This is a genomic window from Phenylobacterium ferrooxidans, from assembly GCF_042714595.1.
In the GTDB taxonomy this organism is placed as follows: Bacteria; Pseudomonadota; Alphaproteobacteria; order Caulobacterales; family Caulobacteraceae; genus Phenylobacterium; species Phenylobacterium ferrooxidans.
The window spans coordinates 1-16,996 of sequence record NZ_JAOTJD010000033.1 but is presented as its reverse complement, the minus strand read 5'-3'; the positions used below and the strand labels follow the sequence as shown (position 1 = coordinate 16,996).

Below are 16,996 nucleotides of genomic sequence, written 5' to 3'. Positions count from 1 at the left end.
CAAAGTCGCCTTCCCAGCGCGCCGCTTTCGGCCTTCCATGCACGGGAGATGATTCCCGTCCGCCCCCGGATCCTGTTTGTCGCCAACGCCGGCCCCGAAGTCGGTGGCGGCCACGTGATGCGCTGCATCACGCTCGCCCGCGCCCTGGGCGAGCGGGGCGCCGACTGCGCCTTCGCCTGCACGCTGGAGGTGGCCGCCCTGCTGGAGGTCTTCGGTCCGGAGATCGTGCGCGAGGAGGCCACCGGCCTCGACCCCGACCATATCGCCGACGCCCTCACCGGCGTGCGCTTCGACGCCGTGGTCTTCGATCACTACGGCCTGGGCCGCGAGCATCACGAGGCCCTGGCCAGGGGCCGCACGACCCTGGTGATCGACGACCTAGCCGACCGCCCCCTGGCCGCCAACCTGGTGCTGGACTCCGGCCCGGGCCGCCAGCCGAGCGACTACGCCCTGCTGACCGACGCTCAGCTGCTGCTGGGCCCGGAGTTCGCTCCCGTGCGTCCGGAGTTCGCCCACCTGCGCAACCCCGCCCTGGCCCGCAGGGGCGGCGGGGTGCGCCGCGTGCTGGTGACGCTTGGCCTCACCGACGTCGGCGCGATCACCGCACGGGTGGTGGAACGGCTGCGGATGCGCCTCAACGACGTGACCCTGGATGTTGTCCTGGGCGCCGGCGCGCCCAGCCTGCCGGGGCTGACCAAGATCGCCAGCCGTGACCCGCGCATGACCCTGCACGTCGACAGCCAGGACATGGCCAACCTCATCCTCAACGCCGACATCGCCATCGGGGCGGCGGGGTCGAGCATCTGGGAGCGCTGCGTGCTGGGGCTACCTTCGGCCATGCTGGTGCTGGCCCAGAACCAGCAGGGCGCGGCCGACGCCATGGCCGAACGCGAGGCCGCCCTGGTGGTCGACGCCCGCGCCGATGACCTGGACGCCCGCCTGGACCGCGCCATCGTACGCCTGCTGACCGACGCGGCGCTTCGCGCCCGGCTCTCGGCCGCCAGCGCGGCGATCTGCGACGGCCTGGGCGCAGGCCGGGCCGCGGAGACCTTCCTGAAGCTCATCGCCACCCGCGACAGCCTGCCTCATCCGCAGGGCCCGCAACCTTAACGGTCCTTTCGCACCCCATGGCCTAGGTTGGCGGAAACGGGGAGGCGCCGAAGGCGCTCGTAAGACAGTCGGCATGCGACAGCTTGGTGTTATCCGGGGCTCAAAGGCCCCGACGGTCCGCATCATCGGCGGCGGGCTCACGGGAATTCTAGCCGCCTTCGAGGCCCATCGCCTCGGTTGCCGCGACATCGAACTCCATGAGCGGTTCGATCAGCTGGGCGGGACCGCCTGGCCGCGCCGCGACCATGGCCTGGAGCTGCGCGCCGACCGCCGCCACTTCGGACCGCAGGGCGATCCGACCCGCACCCTGCTGGAGGCCAACGGCCTGGTCTTCGAGGACTTCGAGAACCGCTTCGGCTCGGTCAGCCCCGCGCCGGGCGGCGACCTGGCCTTCACCCACGACTTCGAAGGCCCGGCCCTGCGCACCCGCACGCTGGATCTCACCCCGGTGACCGGCGACAGTCTGGCCGACAGGATCCGCGCCTATCCCCATGATATTTCAGGCCCTCTGACCCGCTATTGCCAGTGGGTCCTGGGCGCCTGGCTGGACGAAGTCGACGCCGGGGCGGCCATCCCTCTGGGCGTAAAACGGGTTTATGCGACCGATATCGAGACCTGCGACCTGGCCCGGGCCAAGAAGTCCGACCCGGTCTATGACGGCCTCTACGGCATTCCCCGCGCCCTGTGGGGCCGATTGCAGAACCAGACGGCGAGCCTGCCCGCCGGCGGTTTCCAGACCTTCTTCATGCGCTGCCAGAGCGCCCTGGAACGGTTGGGCGTGACCATCCAGACCGCCTCTTTCCTGTCGCCGCAGCAGGCCTTCGCGGCCCGCGAGGCCGGTGACATCTTGGTCTGGGCGGCCGATCCGTCGCCGCTGTTCGCCCCGCTCGACCTGGAGCCTCCCAAGCGCCTCGCCAAGAGCCTGACCAGCTACATCTTCAAGGCCCGCTACGCCGGCCCCCTGCCCTTCCATGTCCGCAACTTCACCGCCGAGGGATCGGTGTTCCGGGTGCACCTCTATGAGTGCCGGGGCCAGGCCCTGCTCTCGGCGGAATGCGTGTCGGAGGTCTCCGACAGCGAGTTGCGCCGAGAGGTTCACAGGCTGATGGGCGGCTTCGGCGGCGCTTCGCTGCACCTGGACGAGACCGTCTCGATCCAGGTCGAACCCCGCTGGGCCCAGCACTCCCTGGACGCCGCCCGCAAGCTGTCGGGCCTGCACACCGCCTTGGCCAAGCACCAGGGCGCCAACTTCATCGCCGGCGCCTGGGAAGCCCAGACCCAGACCGCCTCGCTGTCGGAGATCTCCAAGTCGCTGGCCCAGGCCCTGAACATCGAGGCCTCCGAGGCCATCGCCGCCTAGGTTTGGGCGCCGCCTGCAGTCGTTGCTTGCCCCGCCATTTAGATATATCTAATCCAGCATGTCCCAGGCCAGGGGTTCGCCACGGCTGAGATTCCGCGCCGCGGGTTTGCCCAGGACCTTGGCCAGCTCGGCCGGTGGCAGGCCATTTCCGGGCCGGATCGAGCGGACATTGGCCCGCGTCAGGACCTCGCCGGCCTTGACGTCGGCGCTGATGTAGAGCGAGCGGCGGAACTGACGGTTGGCCTTTTCCGACCCCAGCAGGTCGTAGTGGGCGCGGCCCAGCGCCGTCCAGGCGTCCTTGCAGTCGCGCACCAGGGCCGTGAATTCCGCGGGCTCCAGGCTGAAGGCGGCGTCCGGCCCGCCGTCGGCGCGGGCCAGGGTGAAATGCTTCTCGATGACGCAGGCGCCGAGCGCGATGGCGGCCACCGAGGCCGCCGTGCCGTGGGTGTGGTCGGAGAGGCCGATGGGGCTGTCGAAGCGGCTGGCCATGTCGGCCACGGTACGGACATTGGCGTCCTTGAGCGCGGCCGGGTAGCTGGAGACGCAGTGGAGCATCACCACGCCGGGCGCGCCGGCGGCCAGGGCGGTGTCGCGGGCGGCGGTCATCTCGGCCAGGTTGGCCATGCCGGTGGAGATGATCAGCGGTTTGCCCCTGGCCGCCGCATAGGCGATCAGCGGCAGGTCCACGGCCTCGAAGGAGGCGATCTTGAAGGCCGGGGCTCCCAGGCCGTCCAGCAGGTCCACCGCGCTCTCGTCGAAGGGGCTGGAGAACAGGGTCACCCCGCGCCGGGCGGCCCGCTCGAACAGGGCGGCGTGCCACTCATAGGGGGTCTGGGCCTCCTGGTAGAGCTCATGCAGGCTGCGCCCGTCCCACAGGCCGCCATGGATTTTGAACTCCGGCCGGTCGACATCCATCGTGATGGTGTCGGCGGTATAGGTCTGGATCTTGATGGCGTCGCAGCCAGTGTCGGCCGCCGCGTCGATCATGGACAGCGCCCGGTCCAGGCTGCCGTTGTGGTTTCCCGACAGCTCGCAGATCACGTAGGGCTCGTGGTCCGCCCCGATCCGACGGCCGGCGATCTCGATGTGGGGGGCGTCAGGCATGGGCGACCAAGCAGGATGAACACCCAACCCTAGCCCGACGCGCTGAAGCAGGCGTTAAGCGAACGCCGGGGTCAGCCGTCGGGCGCCGCCCTCCTAGACTGGCTTGGCGCCCGGGACCGCCAGGTCGGACCCGTCGACACCGCCCTCGGTCTCCACCACCACCGCACCGAGGGCCGCGACGTCGGCCAGCTTGGCGAGATTGGCTTCGTGGCCGGCGCGGTCGAGGCGGTAGAACATGATGGCGCTGATGGCCATCAGGGCGAACAGCGCCGTGGCCGGCAGGTACAGCAGGGCCAGGTTGGTCATGACGGACGGGTCCAGGCTCTCCGGCTTGGCCTTCTCGGGCATGCCCACCCACAGCAGGAGGAAGCCCGGGATGATGCTGGCCACCGAGCCGGCGACCTTCTGCAGGACGTTGTCGGCCGAGAGCAGCAGGCCCTCCGAGCGGCGGCCGGTGGCGAGCTGAGACTCCTCCACCACATCGGCGATCATCGAGGCGGTGAGGATGGCCGCGGCCGTGGCGAAGGCGCCGTAGAGGGTGCGGTCCAGCAACAGGATGCCGGTCAGGCTGCCGGTGCCGTTCATGTCCTGCGGGATGATCCCCAAGAGGCGCAGGGAGATGGGCGTCAGAGACGTCACCAGAGCCAGCCCCATCAGGATCGCGCAGGCCCGCTTCTTGCCGTAGATGCGCGAGACCAGGGGCGCGAGGATCAGGGCCAGCAGGCTGCCCAGCATGGTCCCGGCCACGATGAAGGCCAGATTGGCCGAGCCCATGCCCCAGAAGTAGGTCTGGAAATAGATGTTCAGCCCGTTGCTGAGCCCCGCCCCGACCCCCACGAAGAGGGCCGAGAGAGACACCACCAGGAAGTTACGATTGGACATGGTCACCAGCATTTCCTTGACCACGTCGAGGACACTGATGCTGCGGGCCGCCGGCTTGTGCAGGAAGGGGATGAACCTCTGGGTCGCCAGGCAGGCCACCAGGATCGAGAAGATCATCAGGCCGCCGACCACCAGGGCGTAGGGGCCGTAGCCGTCCGGATTGAGCTGCCCGCGGATCTTCTCGCCGTTCGGACCCACCGTGTCCTTGAGGAACACCACCCAGCCCATGACCGCCGCCGCGCTGCTGGCGAAGATGGCGAAGAAGTAGCGGAAGGTCAGCAGTTGAGTGCGGTCGTGGTAGGCCGGCGCCAGCTCGGGCGTCAGGGCCGTGGCCGGCACCTCATAGAGGCTGATGGTCGCCTTGGCGGCGATGACCATGACGATCATGTAGGCGGTGATGGCGCCGTCGGACCAGCCCTGGGGCGGGTTGAACAGGGCCACCAGGGTGATGGCCGACGGCAGGGCGGCGAAATACATGAAGGGGTGGCGGCGACCCAGGCGGGAGCGCCAGTTGTCGGAAATCTGTCCGACGAAGGGGTCCCAGAGCGCATCGAAGAAGATGGTCACCGCCAGGCCGATACTGACCCAGTGCGGCGGCAGGCCGACGATCTGATTGTAATAGAGCAGCAACAGACCCATGAGCTGGGTCTTCACCCCAAATGCGACGGTCCCGAAGCCATAGGCCAGCTTGATGGGTAGGGTCAGGGCCGGCCGTTGGGCTGCGACGTCGGTCACTAGGCGTTCCTCCTTATGCTTGGCCAGATTGCGCCAGAGTGCGGCGATCAAACCAAGTCAATTCTTGGGGCCAGGACGTTCGCGGCCCTGGCGTTTTCAGCAACATGTCGTTGCGTCATGTTGCGGGGATGTTTCTGCGAAAGCTAGATCGCCCTCGCCAGGGTGCGCTGGCGCGGAATCTCACCTACATAGGCCACATGTCCGAGACCAAAGCCCCCCGCACCACCCGCTGCCTGATCGTCGGTTCCGGCCCGGCCGGCTACACCGCCGCGATCTACGCCGCCCGCGCCCTGCTCAAGCCCGTGCTGATCCAGGGCATCCAGCCCGGCGGCCAGCTGACCATCACCACCGAGGTGGAGAACTATCCGGGCTTCGCCGACGTCATCCAGGGCCCCTGGCTGATGGAGCAGATGCAGGCCCAGGCCGAGCACGTGGGCACCGAGATCATCAACGACATCGTGTTGACCGCCGACCTGTCGCAGCGTCCGTTCCGCCTGACCACCGACTCCGGCGAGGTCTGGCTGGCCGAGACCCTGATCATCGCCACCGGCGCCCAGGCCAAGTGGCTGGGCCTGGAGAGCGAGCAGAAATTCCAGGGGTTCGGCGTCTCGGCCTGCGCCACCTGCGACGGCTTCTTCTATCGTGGCAAGGACGTGGTGGTGGTGGGCGGCGGCAACACCGCGGTGGAGGAGGCCCTGTTCCTCACCAACTTCGCCGCCAAGGTCACCGTCGTTCACCGCAAGGACGAGTTCCGCGCCGAGAAGATCCTGCAGGAGCGCCTGTTCGCCAACCCCAAGATCGAGGTGATCTGGGACAGCTCGGTCGTCGAGGTGACCGGCGACAGCGACCCCATGGGGGTGACCGGCGTGCGGCTGACGCACGTCAAGACCGGCGAGACCCGTGAGGTCGCCTGCGACGGGGTGTTCGTCGCCATCGGCCACGCGCCGGCCTCGGAGCTGTTCAAGGCGCAGCTGGAGATGGACGCCGCCGGCTATCTGAAGGTCACGCCCGGCTCGGCCGCCACCGCCATCAAGGGGGTCTACGCCGCCGGCGACGTCACCGACGATGTCTATCGCCAGGCGGTCACCGCCGCCGGCATGGGCTGCATGGCCGCCCTGGAGGCCGTGCGCCTCCTGGCCGAGGAAGACCATATCCGGGACAACCATCCCCTCAGCCACCACGAGGCCGAACGCATCGGCGTCTGGTGACTTTCGACCCGGCCTGATCTAGTCCGACCCAACACTTCCGCCCGAAAATACGAGGCCGCCGGCCATGACCAACCTGATCGTGAGAGGCGGACGCGCCCTGCGCGGAACCATCACGCCCTCGGCTAACAAGAACGCCGTGCTGCCGATCCTGTGCGCCACCCTGCTGACCGATCAGCCGATCGTCCTGCACCGCGTCCCGGACATAACAGACGTCCGCAAGATCCTGGATTTCTTCGGAAACCTGGGCTCCTCCGTGGACATGGACTACGCCACCGGCACCCTGAAACTGCGCCATGGCGAGGGCCTGGACCCGAAGGCCGCGCACCTGCCGCTGGGCATGCGCTCGACCCTGATGCTGATCCCCGCCCTGCTCTACCGGTTCGGCGGGGCCAGTATCGAGGAGGACGTCACCGGCTGCACGCTGGGGGTCCGCGAGATCGACCCGCACATCGAGGTCTTCGAGAGCTTCGGCGCCCAGATCGACCGCAAGCCCGAGGCCATCTACATCAAGACCCCCAAGGGGTTCGCCACCACCGACCACTGGCTGGACTACGCCTCGGTCACCACCACCGAGAACTTCATCCTCTGCGCCGCCACCGCCAAGGGACGGTCGCAGCTGACCAACGCCGCCTGCGAGCCGCACGTTCAGGAGTTCTGCGGATTCCTCGAGAGGATGGGCGCCCGGCTCGAGGGGGTCGGCGGTTCGCGGATCGCCGTCGAGGGGGTCGCGAGCCTTTCCGGCACGGAGTTCACCTTCGCCGACGACTTCCACGAGGTGGCCACCTTCCTGGCCATGGGCGCCATGACCGGCGGCGATATCGCGGTGAAGAACGGCTCGGTGGACCAGTTCCCCCTGCTGGACCGCACCTTCGCCAAGTTCGGCGTCGAGATCACCCACAAGGACGGCTGGAGCCGCGCCAAGGTCGACGGTGGCGGCATGCGGGTGCGCCAGCCCTTCACCGCTAACATCCTGCAGAAGGTGGAGGCCGCGCCCTGGCCCTATGTGCCGGCTGACCTGCTGCCGATCTTCGTGGCGCTCGGCGTGCGCTCCGAAGGCCAGTGCATGTTCTGGAACAAGGTCTATGAGGGCGCGCTGGGCTGGTCCTCGGAACTGGGCAAGTTCGGCGCCCACTCCCTGCTGTGCGACCCCCATCGCCTGATCACCTTCGGCGGCAAGCCGCTGGTGCCGGCGCAGGTTGAGAGCCCCTACATCATCCGCGTGGCCATCGCGCTGTTCATGCTGGCCGCCAGCATCGAGGGCGAAAGCACCATCCTCAACGCCACCCCCATCCAGCGCGCCCATCCCAAGTTCGTCGAGAACCTGAATGCGCTGGGGGCCGACGTGTCGTGGGTGGCGGGGGACTGACCTTCCAATGAGCGCCGCTCTCTTCCTCCCCCGTTTACGGGGGAGGAAGAGACACGAGCGCGCCAACCTCCTCCGATGGGGGGCTATGCCTTCCCTTGAAGTCGCAGGGGCGTAGACTGGCGGCATGATCCGACACGCCAAGCCCGCCGACCACGCCGCCATCCGCGAAGTCAACATCGCCGCCTTTGGCAAGCCCGACGAGGCTGACCTGGTGGAGCGCCTGCGCGCCGATGGCGACAAGGTCTTCGAGCTGGTGGCCGACGAGGACGGCGTCGTGGTGGGCCACATCTTCTACAGCCGGCTGTGGGCCGACAGCGTCAACATGTACGCGGCCCTGGCGCCCATGGCCGTCCGCCCTGACCTGCAGAGGTCCGGGGTCGGCTCGCGGCTGGTGAAAGCCTCCCTCGACACCGCCCGCGAGTTCGGGACCCACGCGGTCATCGTGCTCGGCCACCCGACATATTACCCGAAGTTCGGCTTCACCCCGGAGGCGGCGGCCAAGGTGAAGGCCCCCTACTCCGGCAGCCCGGCCTTCATGGCCCTGGAGATCGAGGACGGCGCGCTGGCCGAGCCGGTGCTGGTGGCCTACCCCGACGCCTTCGGAAACTAGTCCGGCGCGGGGGCCCCGAGCGGCGCGGCGGGGGTGGCCACGGGGGCTTCCATGGCCGCCAGGGACTCGTTGATCTTCTTGATCTCCTCAGGCGTCGGCTTGCGGCGCGGGGCGAAGATGGTCCCCAGGACCCGGGTGCGTTCGCCGCCTGCCGCCAGGGGATCGACGACGTTGTAGGTGCGCACCTCGCCCCCCACCGAAAGCGTGATCTTGCGGCCGGCCGGGACGCCCTGACTCTCGGGGTCGAGCAGACCCTGGGTGCGCTGGTCGAGGCTGCCGAGGATGGCCGCCGACAGGTTGGACTCGCCCCCGGCATAGCGGCCGGTGAAGGCCGGCGGCTCGCCCCAGGGACCGGTCCAGCGGTAGAAGATATGCGCCCCGATCTGCTTCATCTTCACCAGGGTGGGCGCCCAGTAGGGGGCGACATACTGGGCATGGTAGTGGGTCGCCGAACCCACGCCCTTGGCGACGAAACCGTTGAGAGCGCGGCGGGCCACGTCCTGGGCCTGCCGCCAGCGGCCGACCTCCGGAGCGTATTGCAACGCCCCATCGCAGGTGAAGGTGAACTGGCACCCGGTGGTCCGGGCCGAGCCTTGATAGACCACGCCACAGACCGACTTCGGATAGGCCGGATGGCGCAGGCGGTTCAGCACCACCTGGGCCACGGCCTCCTGCCCGAGCTGTGGCTCGCGGGCGGATTCGTAATAGACGGCCTGGGCCAGGCACAGCAGGGCGCGGTCGCCGTCCTGGGTGGCGACGTCGAGCTTGAAGGGCTTCATGGGCCGGATCGGCAGGTGGGAGAAGGGCCGCAGCGCGTTGATGTCCTCGGCCAGGGCGTCCACCGCCGTGCCGAAGCCGAGGTCGGGTGGGGTGCGGATGTCCAGGCTGGACCAGCCCTCCGGCCGGCCCCAGAGATCGGCGCCATGGTGGGGATCGTGTCGGCGGGCCAGGGCCAGCATGGCCGGGTCCATGTCAGCGGTCAGCCGCGCCAGGCCCTTGTCGGACAGGGTCTCGCTGACGCTCGCCACGCCCTGCAGCCGCCCCGCGCCGCGCGGCACGTAGTAGGTCACGCACCCGGCCAGCAGGACCGCGAGCGCGGCCAGGGCCAGGCCGGCGCGGTGACAGGGAGGAAGGCGGAGGCTCAGCGTCGGGTCTTTCGATCGTTTCCGGGTCAGCCAGTGTAGCAAGGAAGAGGGCGAAGGTTCGACGGTGAACCGTGGCCGGGCACAGGAGCCATTATCCCCCGCCGCGCGCCCCGGCCAGCCGTCCAGGCGCGACGCGCGCCTCGGACAGGTCAGGCGATCCTCGCGCCGTCCGCTGAAGATCCCCTTGCCGGAGCGCGAACACGGGTCTATATGTCTGATACTGGGTTTTGCTCCAATTGAGCATATCCATCACGCCGAGGGTGCCGAGAGTGTTCCCCGGCGTTTTTGAGGCGGAAGAAATGCTCAATGTGAGCATAAGGAGGGCCAGATGGCCGACGGGTTCCAATTCGCGTTCACGCCTGAGGTCGACAAGGCCACCCAGCCGCTTTGGGAAAAGGTGAAGGGCCACATCACGCCCATGGAATGGCGCCTACAGGCCCCGCTGATCGCCGAGATCAACCGCCTGAAGCGCGAGAAGAACGCGGTCATCCTGGCCCACAACTACATGACGCCCGACATCTTCCACGGGGTCGGCGACTATGTCGGCGACAGCCTGGGCCTCGCCAAGGAAGCCGCCAAGTCGGACGCCAAGATCATCGTCCAGGCCGGCGTGCACTTCATGGCCGAGACCTCCAAGATCCTGTCGCCCGAGAAGACGGTGCTGATCCCGGACCTGCGCGCCGGCTGCAGCCTGGCCTCCTCGATCACCGGCGCCGACGTGCGCCTGATCAAGCAGCGCTATCCCGGCCTGCCGGTGGTCACCTACGTCAACACCACCGCCGACGTGAAGGCCGAGACCGACGTCTGCTGCACCAGCGCCAACGCCGTCCAGGTGGTGGAGCATGTGGCGCGCGAGTGGGGCGTCGACCGGGTGATCCTGATCCCCGACGAGTTCCTGGCCCGCAATGTGGCGCGTCAGACCGACATCAAGATCATCGCCTGGCAGGGCCGCTGCGAGGTGCACGAACGCTTCACCGCCGCCGACATCCTGGAGCTGAAGGCCGCCTATCCGAACGCCCAGATCCTGGCCCACCCGGAATGCCCGGCCGAGGTGCTGGAAGTGTCGGACTTCGCCGGCTCGACCGCAGCCATGAACGACTACGTCCTGACGCGGAAGCCCAAGCAGGTGGTGCTGATCACCGAATGCTCCATGGCCGACAACGTCGCCGTCGACGCCATCGACACCGAGTTCGTGCGCCCCTGCAACCTGTGCCCGCACATGAAGCGGATCACGCTCGAGAACATCTACGAGAGCCTGGTCCACAACCGCTACGAGGTGACTGTCGATCCGGCCATCGCCGCCCGCGCTCGCGTGGCCGTGCAACGGATGATCGACCTGCCGCCGCCCCTGGTCCCGGCCCGCTACGACCTGGTGAAGGCCCGCCACCACGTGGACGTGGAGCTGATCTGAGGTGGTCGACCGCATCCACCATGACGGCGTCCTGATCGTCGGCGCGGGCCTGGCTGGCCTGAGCGCGGCCCTTGCCGCCGCGCCGCGCAGCGTCCTGCTGCTCACCGGCGCGCCCCTGAACCAGGGCTGCTCGTCAGCCTGGGCGCAGGGCGGCATGGCCGCGGCCCTGTCGGCCGACGACGCGCCGGCCCTGCACGCCGCCGACACCATCGCGGCGGGGGCGGGCCTGGTGGATTCGGCCATGGCCCATCTGCTGGCCAAGGAAGGCCCGGCCGCCGTGCGCCACCTGGCGGCGCTGGGGGCCCCCTTCGACCGCAACGCCGCGGGCGACTTCGCCACCAGCCTGGAGGCCGCCCATTCCCGCAGCCGCGTGGCCCGGGTGAAGGGCGACCAGGCCGGCCGCGCGATCATGGAGGCGGTCGTCCAGACGGCTCTTTCTTCACGGCACATCGAGGTCCGGGCCGGCATGCGCCTGCGCGGCGTATTGCACGACCTGAGCGGCCGGGTGCGGGGCGTGGTGGCGGAACAAGCCGGTCGCCTGATCGAGATCACCGCGCCGGCCACCCTGTTCGCCACCGGCGGCATCGGCGGCCTCTACGCAGTCACCACCACCCCGGCCGAACTACAGGGCGAGGGCCTGGCCCTGGCGGCCCTGGCCGGCGCCACCATCGCCGATCCCGAGTTCGTGCAGTTCCATCCCACCGCCATCGACATCGGCCGTGATCCCGCCCCCCTGGCCACCGAGGCCCTGCGCGGCGAGGGGGCCCGGCTGATCAATGCGGCGGGCGAGTTCTTCATGGCCGCCTACCACCCGGACGCCGAGCTGGCGCCCCGTGACGTGGTGGCCCGCGCCATCCATGCCGAGCTGGCCGCCGGCCGAGGCGCCTTCCTGGACGCTCGCGCCGCCGTCGGCGATCACTTCCCCGAGGAGTTTCCCGCCGTCTACGCCGCCTGCCTGTCGGGCGGCGTCGATCCGCGCGTGCAGCCGATCCCGGTGGCGCCGGCCTGCCACTACCACATGGGCGGCATCGTCACCGACGCCAACGGCCAGACCTCCCTGGAGGGGCTGTTCGCGGCCGGTGAGTGCGCGTCGACCGGCGTACACGGCGCCAATCGCCTGGCGTCCAACTCCCTGCTTGAGGCCGCCGTCTTCGGGACCCGCGCTGGCAAGGCGGCCCGCGAGCAACGCGAGGCCCCCTCCGGTCCCCTGCGCCGCATCCTGACCCCGGACCTGCCGGCCGAGGCCCTGGCCGCCCTGCGCATCGGCATGAGCCGCGACGCCGGCGTGGTCCGCGACGGCGCCGGCCTCACCAACCTGCTTTCCGAGATCGATCGCTTCGAGGCCGCCCACGGCCGCGCCGGCCCCCTGGTGGCCGCCCGCCTGACAGCCCAGTGCGCCCTGGACCGCAAGGAAAGCCGGGGCGGCCATTACCGCTCCGACTTCCCCGAGCCCCTGCCCCCCAAGCGGACCTTCGTCACCTTCGCCGACCTCAGGTCGGATGACCCTCTCAGTTTAGCGGCCGAATGATCCAACCCCTCCCCGACCTGCTGATCGAAGCCACCGTCCGCGCCGCGCTTGCCGAAGACCTCGGCCGGGCGGGGGACATCACGGCCCAGGCCTGCATCGACGCCGACGCCCAGATGAGCGTGGTCTTCGCCACCCGGCAGAGCGGCGTGGTGGCGGGCCTGGCCTGCGCGCGCCTGGCGATCCTGGCCCTCGACCCCAAGGCCAGCTTCGAGGCCGTGGTGGAGGACGGCGCCAGCGTCGAGGCCGGAGCCGTCCTGGCCAAGGTCACCGGCAATGCGCGGGCCATCCTGTCGGCCGAACGCACGGCCTTGAACCTGATGGGCCGCCTGTCCGGGGTCGCCACCCTGACGCGGGCCTATGTCGACCAGACCCAGGGCACCGCCGCCCGCATCGTCGACACCCGCAAGACCACGCCGGGCCTGCGCCACCTGGAGAAATACGCGGTGCGCTGCGGCGGCGGGGTCAACCACCGCTTCGGGCTGGATGACGCCATCCTGATCAAGGACAACCATGTCGCGGCCTGCGGCGGGGTCGCCAATGCGCTCAAGCGCGCGCGGGCCTTCGCCGGCCACCTCACCAAGGTGGAGCTGGAGGTCGACAGCCTGGAGCAGTTGGCGCAGGCCCTGCCGCACGGCGCCGACGTCATCATGCTGGACAACTTCAGCCCCGATGACCTGAAGAAAGCCGTGGCGATGGCCGGCGACAAGGTGGTGCTGGAGGCCTCGGGCGGTGTGAACCTGCAGACCGTGCGCGCCATCGCCGAAAGCGGCGTCCAGGTGATCAGCGTCGGCGCCCTGACCCACTCGGCGCCCGTGCTCGACATCGGCCTCGACGCCGTCTGATCTCTGCGGCTTGAGTTTTTCTGGCGTGACCGCGGCGGCTTGCGGGACTACCTCCAAACGATTGTTTGAATTCATTCCAGTCTCGCCAGGAAGTTTCCCATGACCACCGCCCGCCAGATCCACCTCGTCCGCCGCCCCAACGGCAAGCCGGTGCTTGAGGACTTCGCCCTGGTGGAGGCCCCCGTCGCCGACGCCGCCGACGGCGAGATCCAGGTGACGGCCCTGCTGATGTCGGTGGATCCCTACATGCGGCCGCGCCTCGACGCCGATCAGGCCCTGGACGCGCCCCTGCTGGGCGGCGGCATCGGCCGGGTGACCCAGTCGAAGAACCCCAAGTTCAAGGAAGGTGACCTGGTCCGCCACGGCGCCGGCTTCCGCGAGACCTTCGTCTCTGACGGCCGCGGCGTCTCGGTGCTGAACCGCGATCCGGAACTGCCGCTCAGCGTCTACATGCACGCGCTCGGCGGCACAGGCATCACCGCCTATGGCGGCCTGCTGGGCACCGGCGCGCTGAAGGATGGCGAGCAGGTCTTCGTCTCCACCGCCGGCGGGGCCGTGGGCTCGGTCGTGGCCCAGATCGCCAAGATCAAGGGCTGCTACGTGGTGGGCTCCACCGGGACCGACGAGAAGGCCGCCTGGCTGCGCGACGAGGTCGGGATCGACGCGGTGATCAACTACAAGAAAGAGAACCTGGCCGAGGCCCTGAAGGCGGCCACGCCCAAGGGCATCGACGTCTATTTCGAGAATGTCGGCGGCGCGCACCTGGACGCCGCCCTGCCCCGCATGAACGTGCGTGGCCGCATCCCAGTCTGCGGCATGATCTCCACCTATAACGGCGACGGCGAAGGGGTGAAGAACCTGTTCTCCCTGATCTATGGCCGCATCCGCATGGAGGGCTTCGTCGCCGGCGACTTCCCGCACATGAACGCCGACTTCCTGGCCGACATGACCGGTTGGCTGAAGTCGGGTCAGATCAAGTACCAGGAGACCATCCTGGACGGCTTCGAGCGTGCGCCGGAAGGTCTGATCGGTCTGTTCGACGGCCTGAACAACGGCAAGATGCTGATCCACATCGCCGACTAGGCGTCCCTCGGCGCCAGGCCCACCTTCCGGCGTTGCACGCCGTCCACTCCCCGGCCTGGCCGGGAGGTGGACGTCAGCGCGACCCAACCCTTAGACGGCTTCCAGCCGGCGGGCGGCTTCCTCGGCCGCCTCCTGGCGCTCGCCCATGGCCCCGGCCATCATGGCTCTCACCGCCGCCAGGATCTCCGGCGGGGCGGTGTCCGGGGTTCCGGAGTTGAACGGCGGGGCGGGGGAATATTCCAGCCCAAGCTGCAGGGACTGGGCGAGCGCATCGCCCGCCAGTTCGGCCACCATGGTGAAGGCGAAGTCCAGGCCCGCCGTCACCCCGCCGCCGGTGATGATGTTGCCGTCGCGCACGACGCGGCCCTCGGTGACGATGACGCCGAAGGGCTTGAGCTGGTCCTTCCAGGCCCAGTGGCAGGTGGCGCGCTTGCCCTTCAGCAGGCCGGTGGCCGCCAGGATCAGCGAGCCGGTGCAGACGCTGGTGAGGTACTTCGCCCCGCCCGCCAGCCGCTTGATGTGGCTCATGAAGGCGTCGTCCAGCATGGCCGCGCTGGCGCCGAAGCCGCCGGGCACGCAGATCAGGTCGCAGGCTTCGACCTGAGCGAGGTCGGCCAGGTTGGTGAAGGTCAGGCCGTCGGCCTCGATGTCCGCGCCGCCCATGGAGGCGACGATGATCTTCGCGCCGGGCACGCGACACAAGACCTGTTGCGGGCCGGTGAAATCGAGGTGGGTGACGCCCGGATAGAGCGGGAAGACGATGACGAGGTCGGACATGGCGGGGGCTCCCTGCAAGTTGACGACACCAGGGTCGCAGGCCTAGCGTCCGTCTGAAATGACAATCTTACCTCGGATTCAGCCATGACCCGGAAGATCGGCTTCTTGATCTTCCCGGACTTCCAGCTGCTGGACGTGGCCGGGCCGCTGGGCGCCTTCGAGATCGCCGGGCGCTACATGCCGGGCGCCTACAGCCTGAAGGTGATGGCGGCGGAGCCGGGGATGGTCGCCAGTTCGGCCGCCGCCGGCATGGGCGCCGAGGCGCTGGACGAGGATCTCGACACCCTGGTGATCTCGGGCGGCATCGGGGCCAGCCAGGCGTCGAAGGCCCCTGCGACCAAGGCCTATATCCAGCAGGTGGGGGCCAAGGCGCGGCGGACGGCCAGCGTCTGTTCGGGCGCCTATCTGCTGGCCGAGGCCGGCCTGCTGGACGGCAAGCGCGCCACCACCCACTGGGCCCGCAGCGCCGAACTGCAGAAGCGCTATCCTAAGGTCCGGGTGGAGGCCGACCGCATCTTCGTCCGGGACGGGGCGATCTGGACCTCGGCGGGGATCACGGCGGGGATCGACCTGTCCCTGGCCCTCATCGCGCAGGACCTGGGGGAGGACGTGGCCCGCAAGACCGCCCAGACCCTGGTGGTCTATCACCGGCGGCCGGGCGGCCAGTCGCAGTTCTCGGCCCTGATCGAGATGGGCGGCCTGGGTGGCCGGTTCGCGGGCCTGCTGGACTGGATGCGCGAGCATCTGGACCAGCCGCTCACCGTCGACCAGCTGGCCGACCGGGCCGCCATGAGCCCCCGCCACTTCGCCCGCGCCTTCGCCGCTGAGACCGGCATGACGCCGGCCAAGGCCGTGGAGCGCCTGCGCGTGGAGACCGCGCGCGAGCGGGTGGAGGCCTCCTCCGATCCCATCGACCGCGTGGCCGAAACCGTGGGGTTTGGCGATCCCGAGCGGATGCGCCGCGCCTTTCTCCGCGCCTTCGGTCAGCCGCCCCAGGCGCTGCGGCGTGCGGCGCGGGCCTAGAGCATGTCAGGCGCAAGTGGACACCGGTTCGCCGCCCGGACATGCTCTAGATTCAAGAAGATAGACCCTTTTTATCCGATCAGGTTGTTTCAACCTGATCCGGAAAGGGTCTAGCGTCTCGCCTTCAGTTCGGCCATGTCGCGCTTGAGCAGGTTCAGGGTCTCGGTCTGGGCCTTGATCACCTTGACCAGGTCCTCGCTGCGCAGGGCGTCGAGCTTGTCGTGCAGGTGCATGATCTCCAGCTCGGCGCGCAGGTTCACGACATAGTCGTGCTCGGCGTTCACGCGGTCGCGCGCCGCGGCGCGGTTCTGGCTCATCATGATCACCGGCGCCTGCAGGGCCGCGATCATCGACATCATCAGGTTCAGGAAAATGAAGGGGTAGGGATCGAAGGTCAGATTCCCGGCCAGGACGTTCCAGGTCACCCAGGCGGTGAGCACCGCCAGGAAACTGAAGATGAAGGTCCACGATCCGCCAACCGCGGCGATGGTGTCGGCCAACCTCTGCCAGTAGGTACGGTCGTCCCCCGTCAGCTTGGGGTTCAGCCCGCTCGGCTGCTCGGTGGCGATCAGGTCGATGACGCTTCGCTGCACCGGCGTCAGCTGATCGTAGCTGACCCCGAGCAGGGCCTGGGCCAGTTCGGCGTTGTGATCTCCGGCGTGCATGAACGCTCCTTCGGTCGCGTTGGGCGAAGGGCGAGCTTCGGCTAGAGCGGGCCGCGTTTTGACGGAATCGGGATTGAACTAAACCGCTGACGCGGTACGGGCGCACGCCGGGGCTGGCGCGAGGAAGCCCCTGTCTGAGAGGATTTG

General features: G+C 69.0%; 15 protein-coding genes. 10 read left to right on the top strand and 5 right to left on the bottom strand.

Annotated features, from left to right (window positions below):
• Positions 1–48: 48 nt before the first annotated feature.
• Positions 49–1,110 carry a UDP-2,4-diacetamido-2,4,6-trideoxy-beta-L-altropyranose hydrolase gene (gene pseG / locus OCL97_RS15975; RefSeq protein WP_377370872.1) on the top strand — a complete coding sequence of 354 codons (1,062 nt, stop codon included), beginning with the start codon at positions 49–51 and terminating at the stop codon, positions 1,108–1,110.
• A 73-nt stretch (positions 1,111–1,183) separates the two neighbouring features.
• The gene (locus OCL97_RS15970) at positions 1,184–2,470 is read left to right on the top strand and encodes an NAD(P)-binding protein (RefSeq protein WP_377370871.1); all 1,287 of its coding nucleotides are present in this window, start codon (positions 1,184–1,186) and stop codon (positions 2,468–2,470) included.
• 48 nt (positions 2,471–2,518) lie between these two features.
• Here OCL97_RS15970 and pseI read toward each other — a convergent pair whose 3' ends face one another.
• Together pseI and OCL97_RS15960 are read right to left on the bottom strand one after the other, a co-directional pair.
• Entirely contained in the window at positions 2,519–3,574 is a 1,056-nt protein-coding gene (gene pseI, locus OCL97_RS15965; RefSeq protein ID WP_305338595.1) for a pseudaminic acid synthase, read from the bottom strand.
• Between the two features lie 93 nt (positions 3,575–3,667).
• Positions 3,668–5,191, bottom strand: a complete 1,524-nt coding sequence (locus OCL97_RS15960) for an MFS transporter (RefSeq protein WP_377370870.1) — start codon at positions 5,189–5,191, stop codon at positions 3,668–3,670.
• A 197-nt stretch (positions 5,192–5,388) separates the two neighbouring features.
• Between OCL97_RS15960 and trxB the strand changes: the two genes are divergently transcribed.
• The 3 genes from trxB to OCL97_RS15945 all read left to right on the top strand — a co-directional run bounded on the left by trxB (position 5,389) and on the right by OCL97_RS15945 (position 8,375).
• A complete protein-coding gene (gene trxB / locus OCL97_RS15955; protein ID WP_377370869.1) occupies positions 5,389–6,399 on the top strand; it encodes a thioredoxin-disulfide reductase in 1,011 nt (336 codons plus the stop codon).
• Between the two features lie 64 nt (positions 6,400–6,463).
• Positions 6,464–7,765, top strand: coding sequence for a UDP-N-acetylglucosamine 1-carboxyvinyltransferase (locus OCL97_RS15950; RefSeq protein ID WP_305338592.1), 1,302 nt, complete (start codon positions 6,464–6,466; stop codon positions 7,763–7,765).
• A 124-nt stretch (positions 7,766–7,889) separates the two neighbouring features.
• On the top strand, positions 7,890–8,375 hold the full coding sequence (locus OCL97_RS15945; protein WP_377370868.1) for a GNAT family N-acetyltransferase: 486 nt from the start codon (positions 7,890–7,892) through the stop codon (positions 8,373–8,375).
• Here the strand turns inward: OCL97_RS15945 and OCL97_RS15940 are convergent.
• Positions 8,372–9,445, bottom strand: a complete 1,074-nt coding sequence (locus OCL97_RS15940) for a cell wall hydrolase (RefSeq protein ID WP_377370867.1) — start codon at positions 9,443–9,445, stop codon at positions 8,372–8,374. The genes OCL97_RS15945 and OCL97_RS15940 overlap by 4 nt on opposite strands.
• Positions 9,446–9,848: 403 nt before the next feature.
• Here OCL97_RS15940 and nadA point away from each other — a divergent pair, with 403 nt between their 5' ends.
• From nadA to OCL97_RS15920, 4 genes are all read left to right on the top strand, one after another.
• Complete coding sequence (nadA, locus tag OCL97_RS15935) at positions 9,849–10,931, top strand: quinolinate synthase NadA (protein WP_304778484.1); 1,083 nt, start codon at positions 9,849–9,851, stop codon at positions 10,929–10,931.
• 1 nt (position 10,932) lies between these two features.
• Entirely contained in the window at positions 10,933–12,459 is a 1,527-nt protein-coding gene (locus tag OCL97_RS15930; RefSeq protein ID WP_377370866.1) for an L-aspartate oxidase, read from the top strand.
• Positions 12,456–13,301 carry a carboxylating nicotinate-nucleotide diphosphorylase gene (nadC, locus tag OCL97_RS15925; RefSeq protein WP_377370865.1) on the top strand — a complete coding sequence of 282 codons (846 nt, stop codon included), beginning with the start codon at positions 12,456–12,458 and terminating at the stop codon, positions 13,299–13,301. Before OCL97_RS15930 ends, nadC begins: the two co-directional genes overlap by 4 nt.
• Before the next feature lie 99 nt (positions 13,302–13,400).
• Positions 13,401–14,384 (top strand): NADP-dependent oxidoreductase, encoded by a 984-nt coding sequence (locus OCL97_RS15920; protein WP_377370864.1) that lies wholly within the window; start codon positions 13,401–13,403, stop codon positions 14,382–14,384.
• A gap of 90 nt (positions 14,385–14,474) precedes the next feature.
• On the opposite strand, the gene OCL97_RS15915 is transcribed toward OCL97_RS15920, so the two are convergent.
• Positions 14,475–15,161 (bottom strand): DJ-1/PfpI family protein, encoded by a 687-nt coding sequence (locus OCL97_RS15915; RefSeq protein ID WP_377370863.1) that lies wholly within the window; start codon positions 15,159–15,161, stop codon positions 14,475–14,477.
• A gap of 84 nt (positions 15,162–15,245) precedes the next feature.
• On the opposite strand from OCL97_RS15915, the gene OCL97_RS15910 reads away from it, so the two are divergent.
• The gene (locus OCL97_RS15910) at positions 15,246–16,184 is read left to right on the top strand and encodes a GlxA family transcriptional regulator (RefSeq protein WP_377370862.1); all 939 of its coding nucleotides are present in this window, start codon (positions 15,246–15,248) and stop codon (positions 16,182–16,184) included.
• A gap of 110 nt (positions 16,185–16,294) precedes the next feature.
• On the opposite strand, the gene OCL97_RS15905 is transcribed toward OCL97_RS15910, so the two are convergent.
• Positions 16,295–16,849, bottom strand: coding sequence for a DUF1003 domain-containing protein (locus tag OCL97_RS15905; protein WP_377370861.1), 555 nt, complete (start codon positions 16,847–16,849; stop codon positions 16,295–16,297).
• Positions 16,850–16,996: the final 147 nt, after the last annotated feature.

Excerpts from the sequence above, each read along its gene's own strand:
- OCL97_RS15915 (WP_377370863.1), bottom strand. The coding sequence starts at position 15,161 with ATGTCCGACCTCGTCATCGTCTTCCCGCTCTATCCGGGCGTCACCCAC.
- nadC (WP_377370865.1), top strand. The coding sequence starts at position 12,456 with ATGATCCAACCCCTCCCCGACCTGCTGATCGAAGCCACCGTCCGCGCC.
- OCL97_RS15970 (WP_377370871.1), top strand. The coding sequence starts at position 1,184 with ATGCGACAGCTTGGTGTTATCCGGGGCTCAAAGGCCCCGACGGTCCGC.
- OCL97_RS15950 (WP_305338592.1), top strand. The coding sequence starts at position 6,464 with ATGACCAACCTGATCGTGAGAGGCGGACGCGCCCTGCGCGGAACCATC.
- pseG (WP_377370872.1), top strand. The coding sequence starts at position 49 with ATGATTCCCGTCCGCCCCCGGATCCTGTTTGTCGCCAACGCCGGCCCC.
- nadA (WP_304778484.1), top strand. The coding sequence starts at position 9,849 with ATGGCCGACGGGTTCCAATTCGCGTTCACGCCTGAGGTCGACAAGGCC.
- OCL97_RS15905 (WP_377370861.1), bottom strand. The coding sequence starts at position 16,849 with ATGCACGCCGGAGATCACAACGCCGAACTGGCCCAGGCCCTGCTCGGG.
- trxB (WP_377370869.1), top strand. The coding sequence starts at position 5,389 with ATGTCCGAGACCAAAGCCCCCCGCACCACCCGCTGCCTGATCGTCGGT.
- OCL97_RS15945 (WP_377370868.1), top strand. The coding sequence starts at position 7,890 with ATGATCCGACACGCCAAGCCCGCCGACCACGCCGCCATCCGCGAAGTC.
- OCL97_RS15920 (WP_377370864.1), top strand. The coding sequence starts at position 13,401 with ATGACCACCGCCCGCCAGATCCACCTCGTCCGCCGCCCCAACGGCAAG.
- pseI (WP_305338595.1), bottom strand. The coding sequence starts at position 3,574 with ATGCCTGACGCCCCCCACATCGAGATCGCCGGCCGTCGGATCGGGGCG.
- OCL97_RS15910 (WP_377370862.1), top strand. The coding sequence starts at position 15,246 with ATGACCCGGAAGATCGGCTTCTTGATCTTCCCGGACTTCCAGCTGCTG.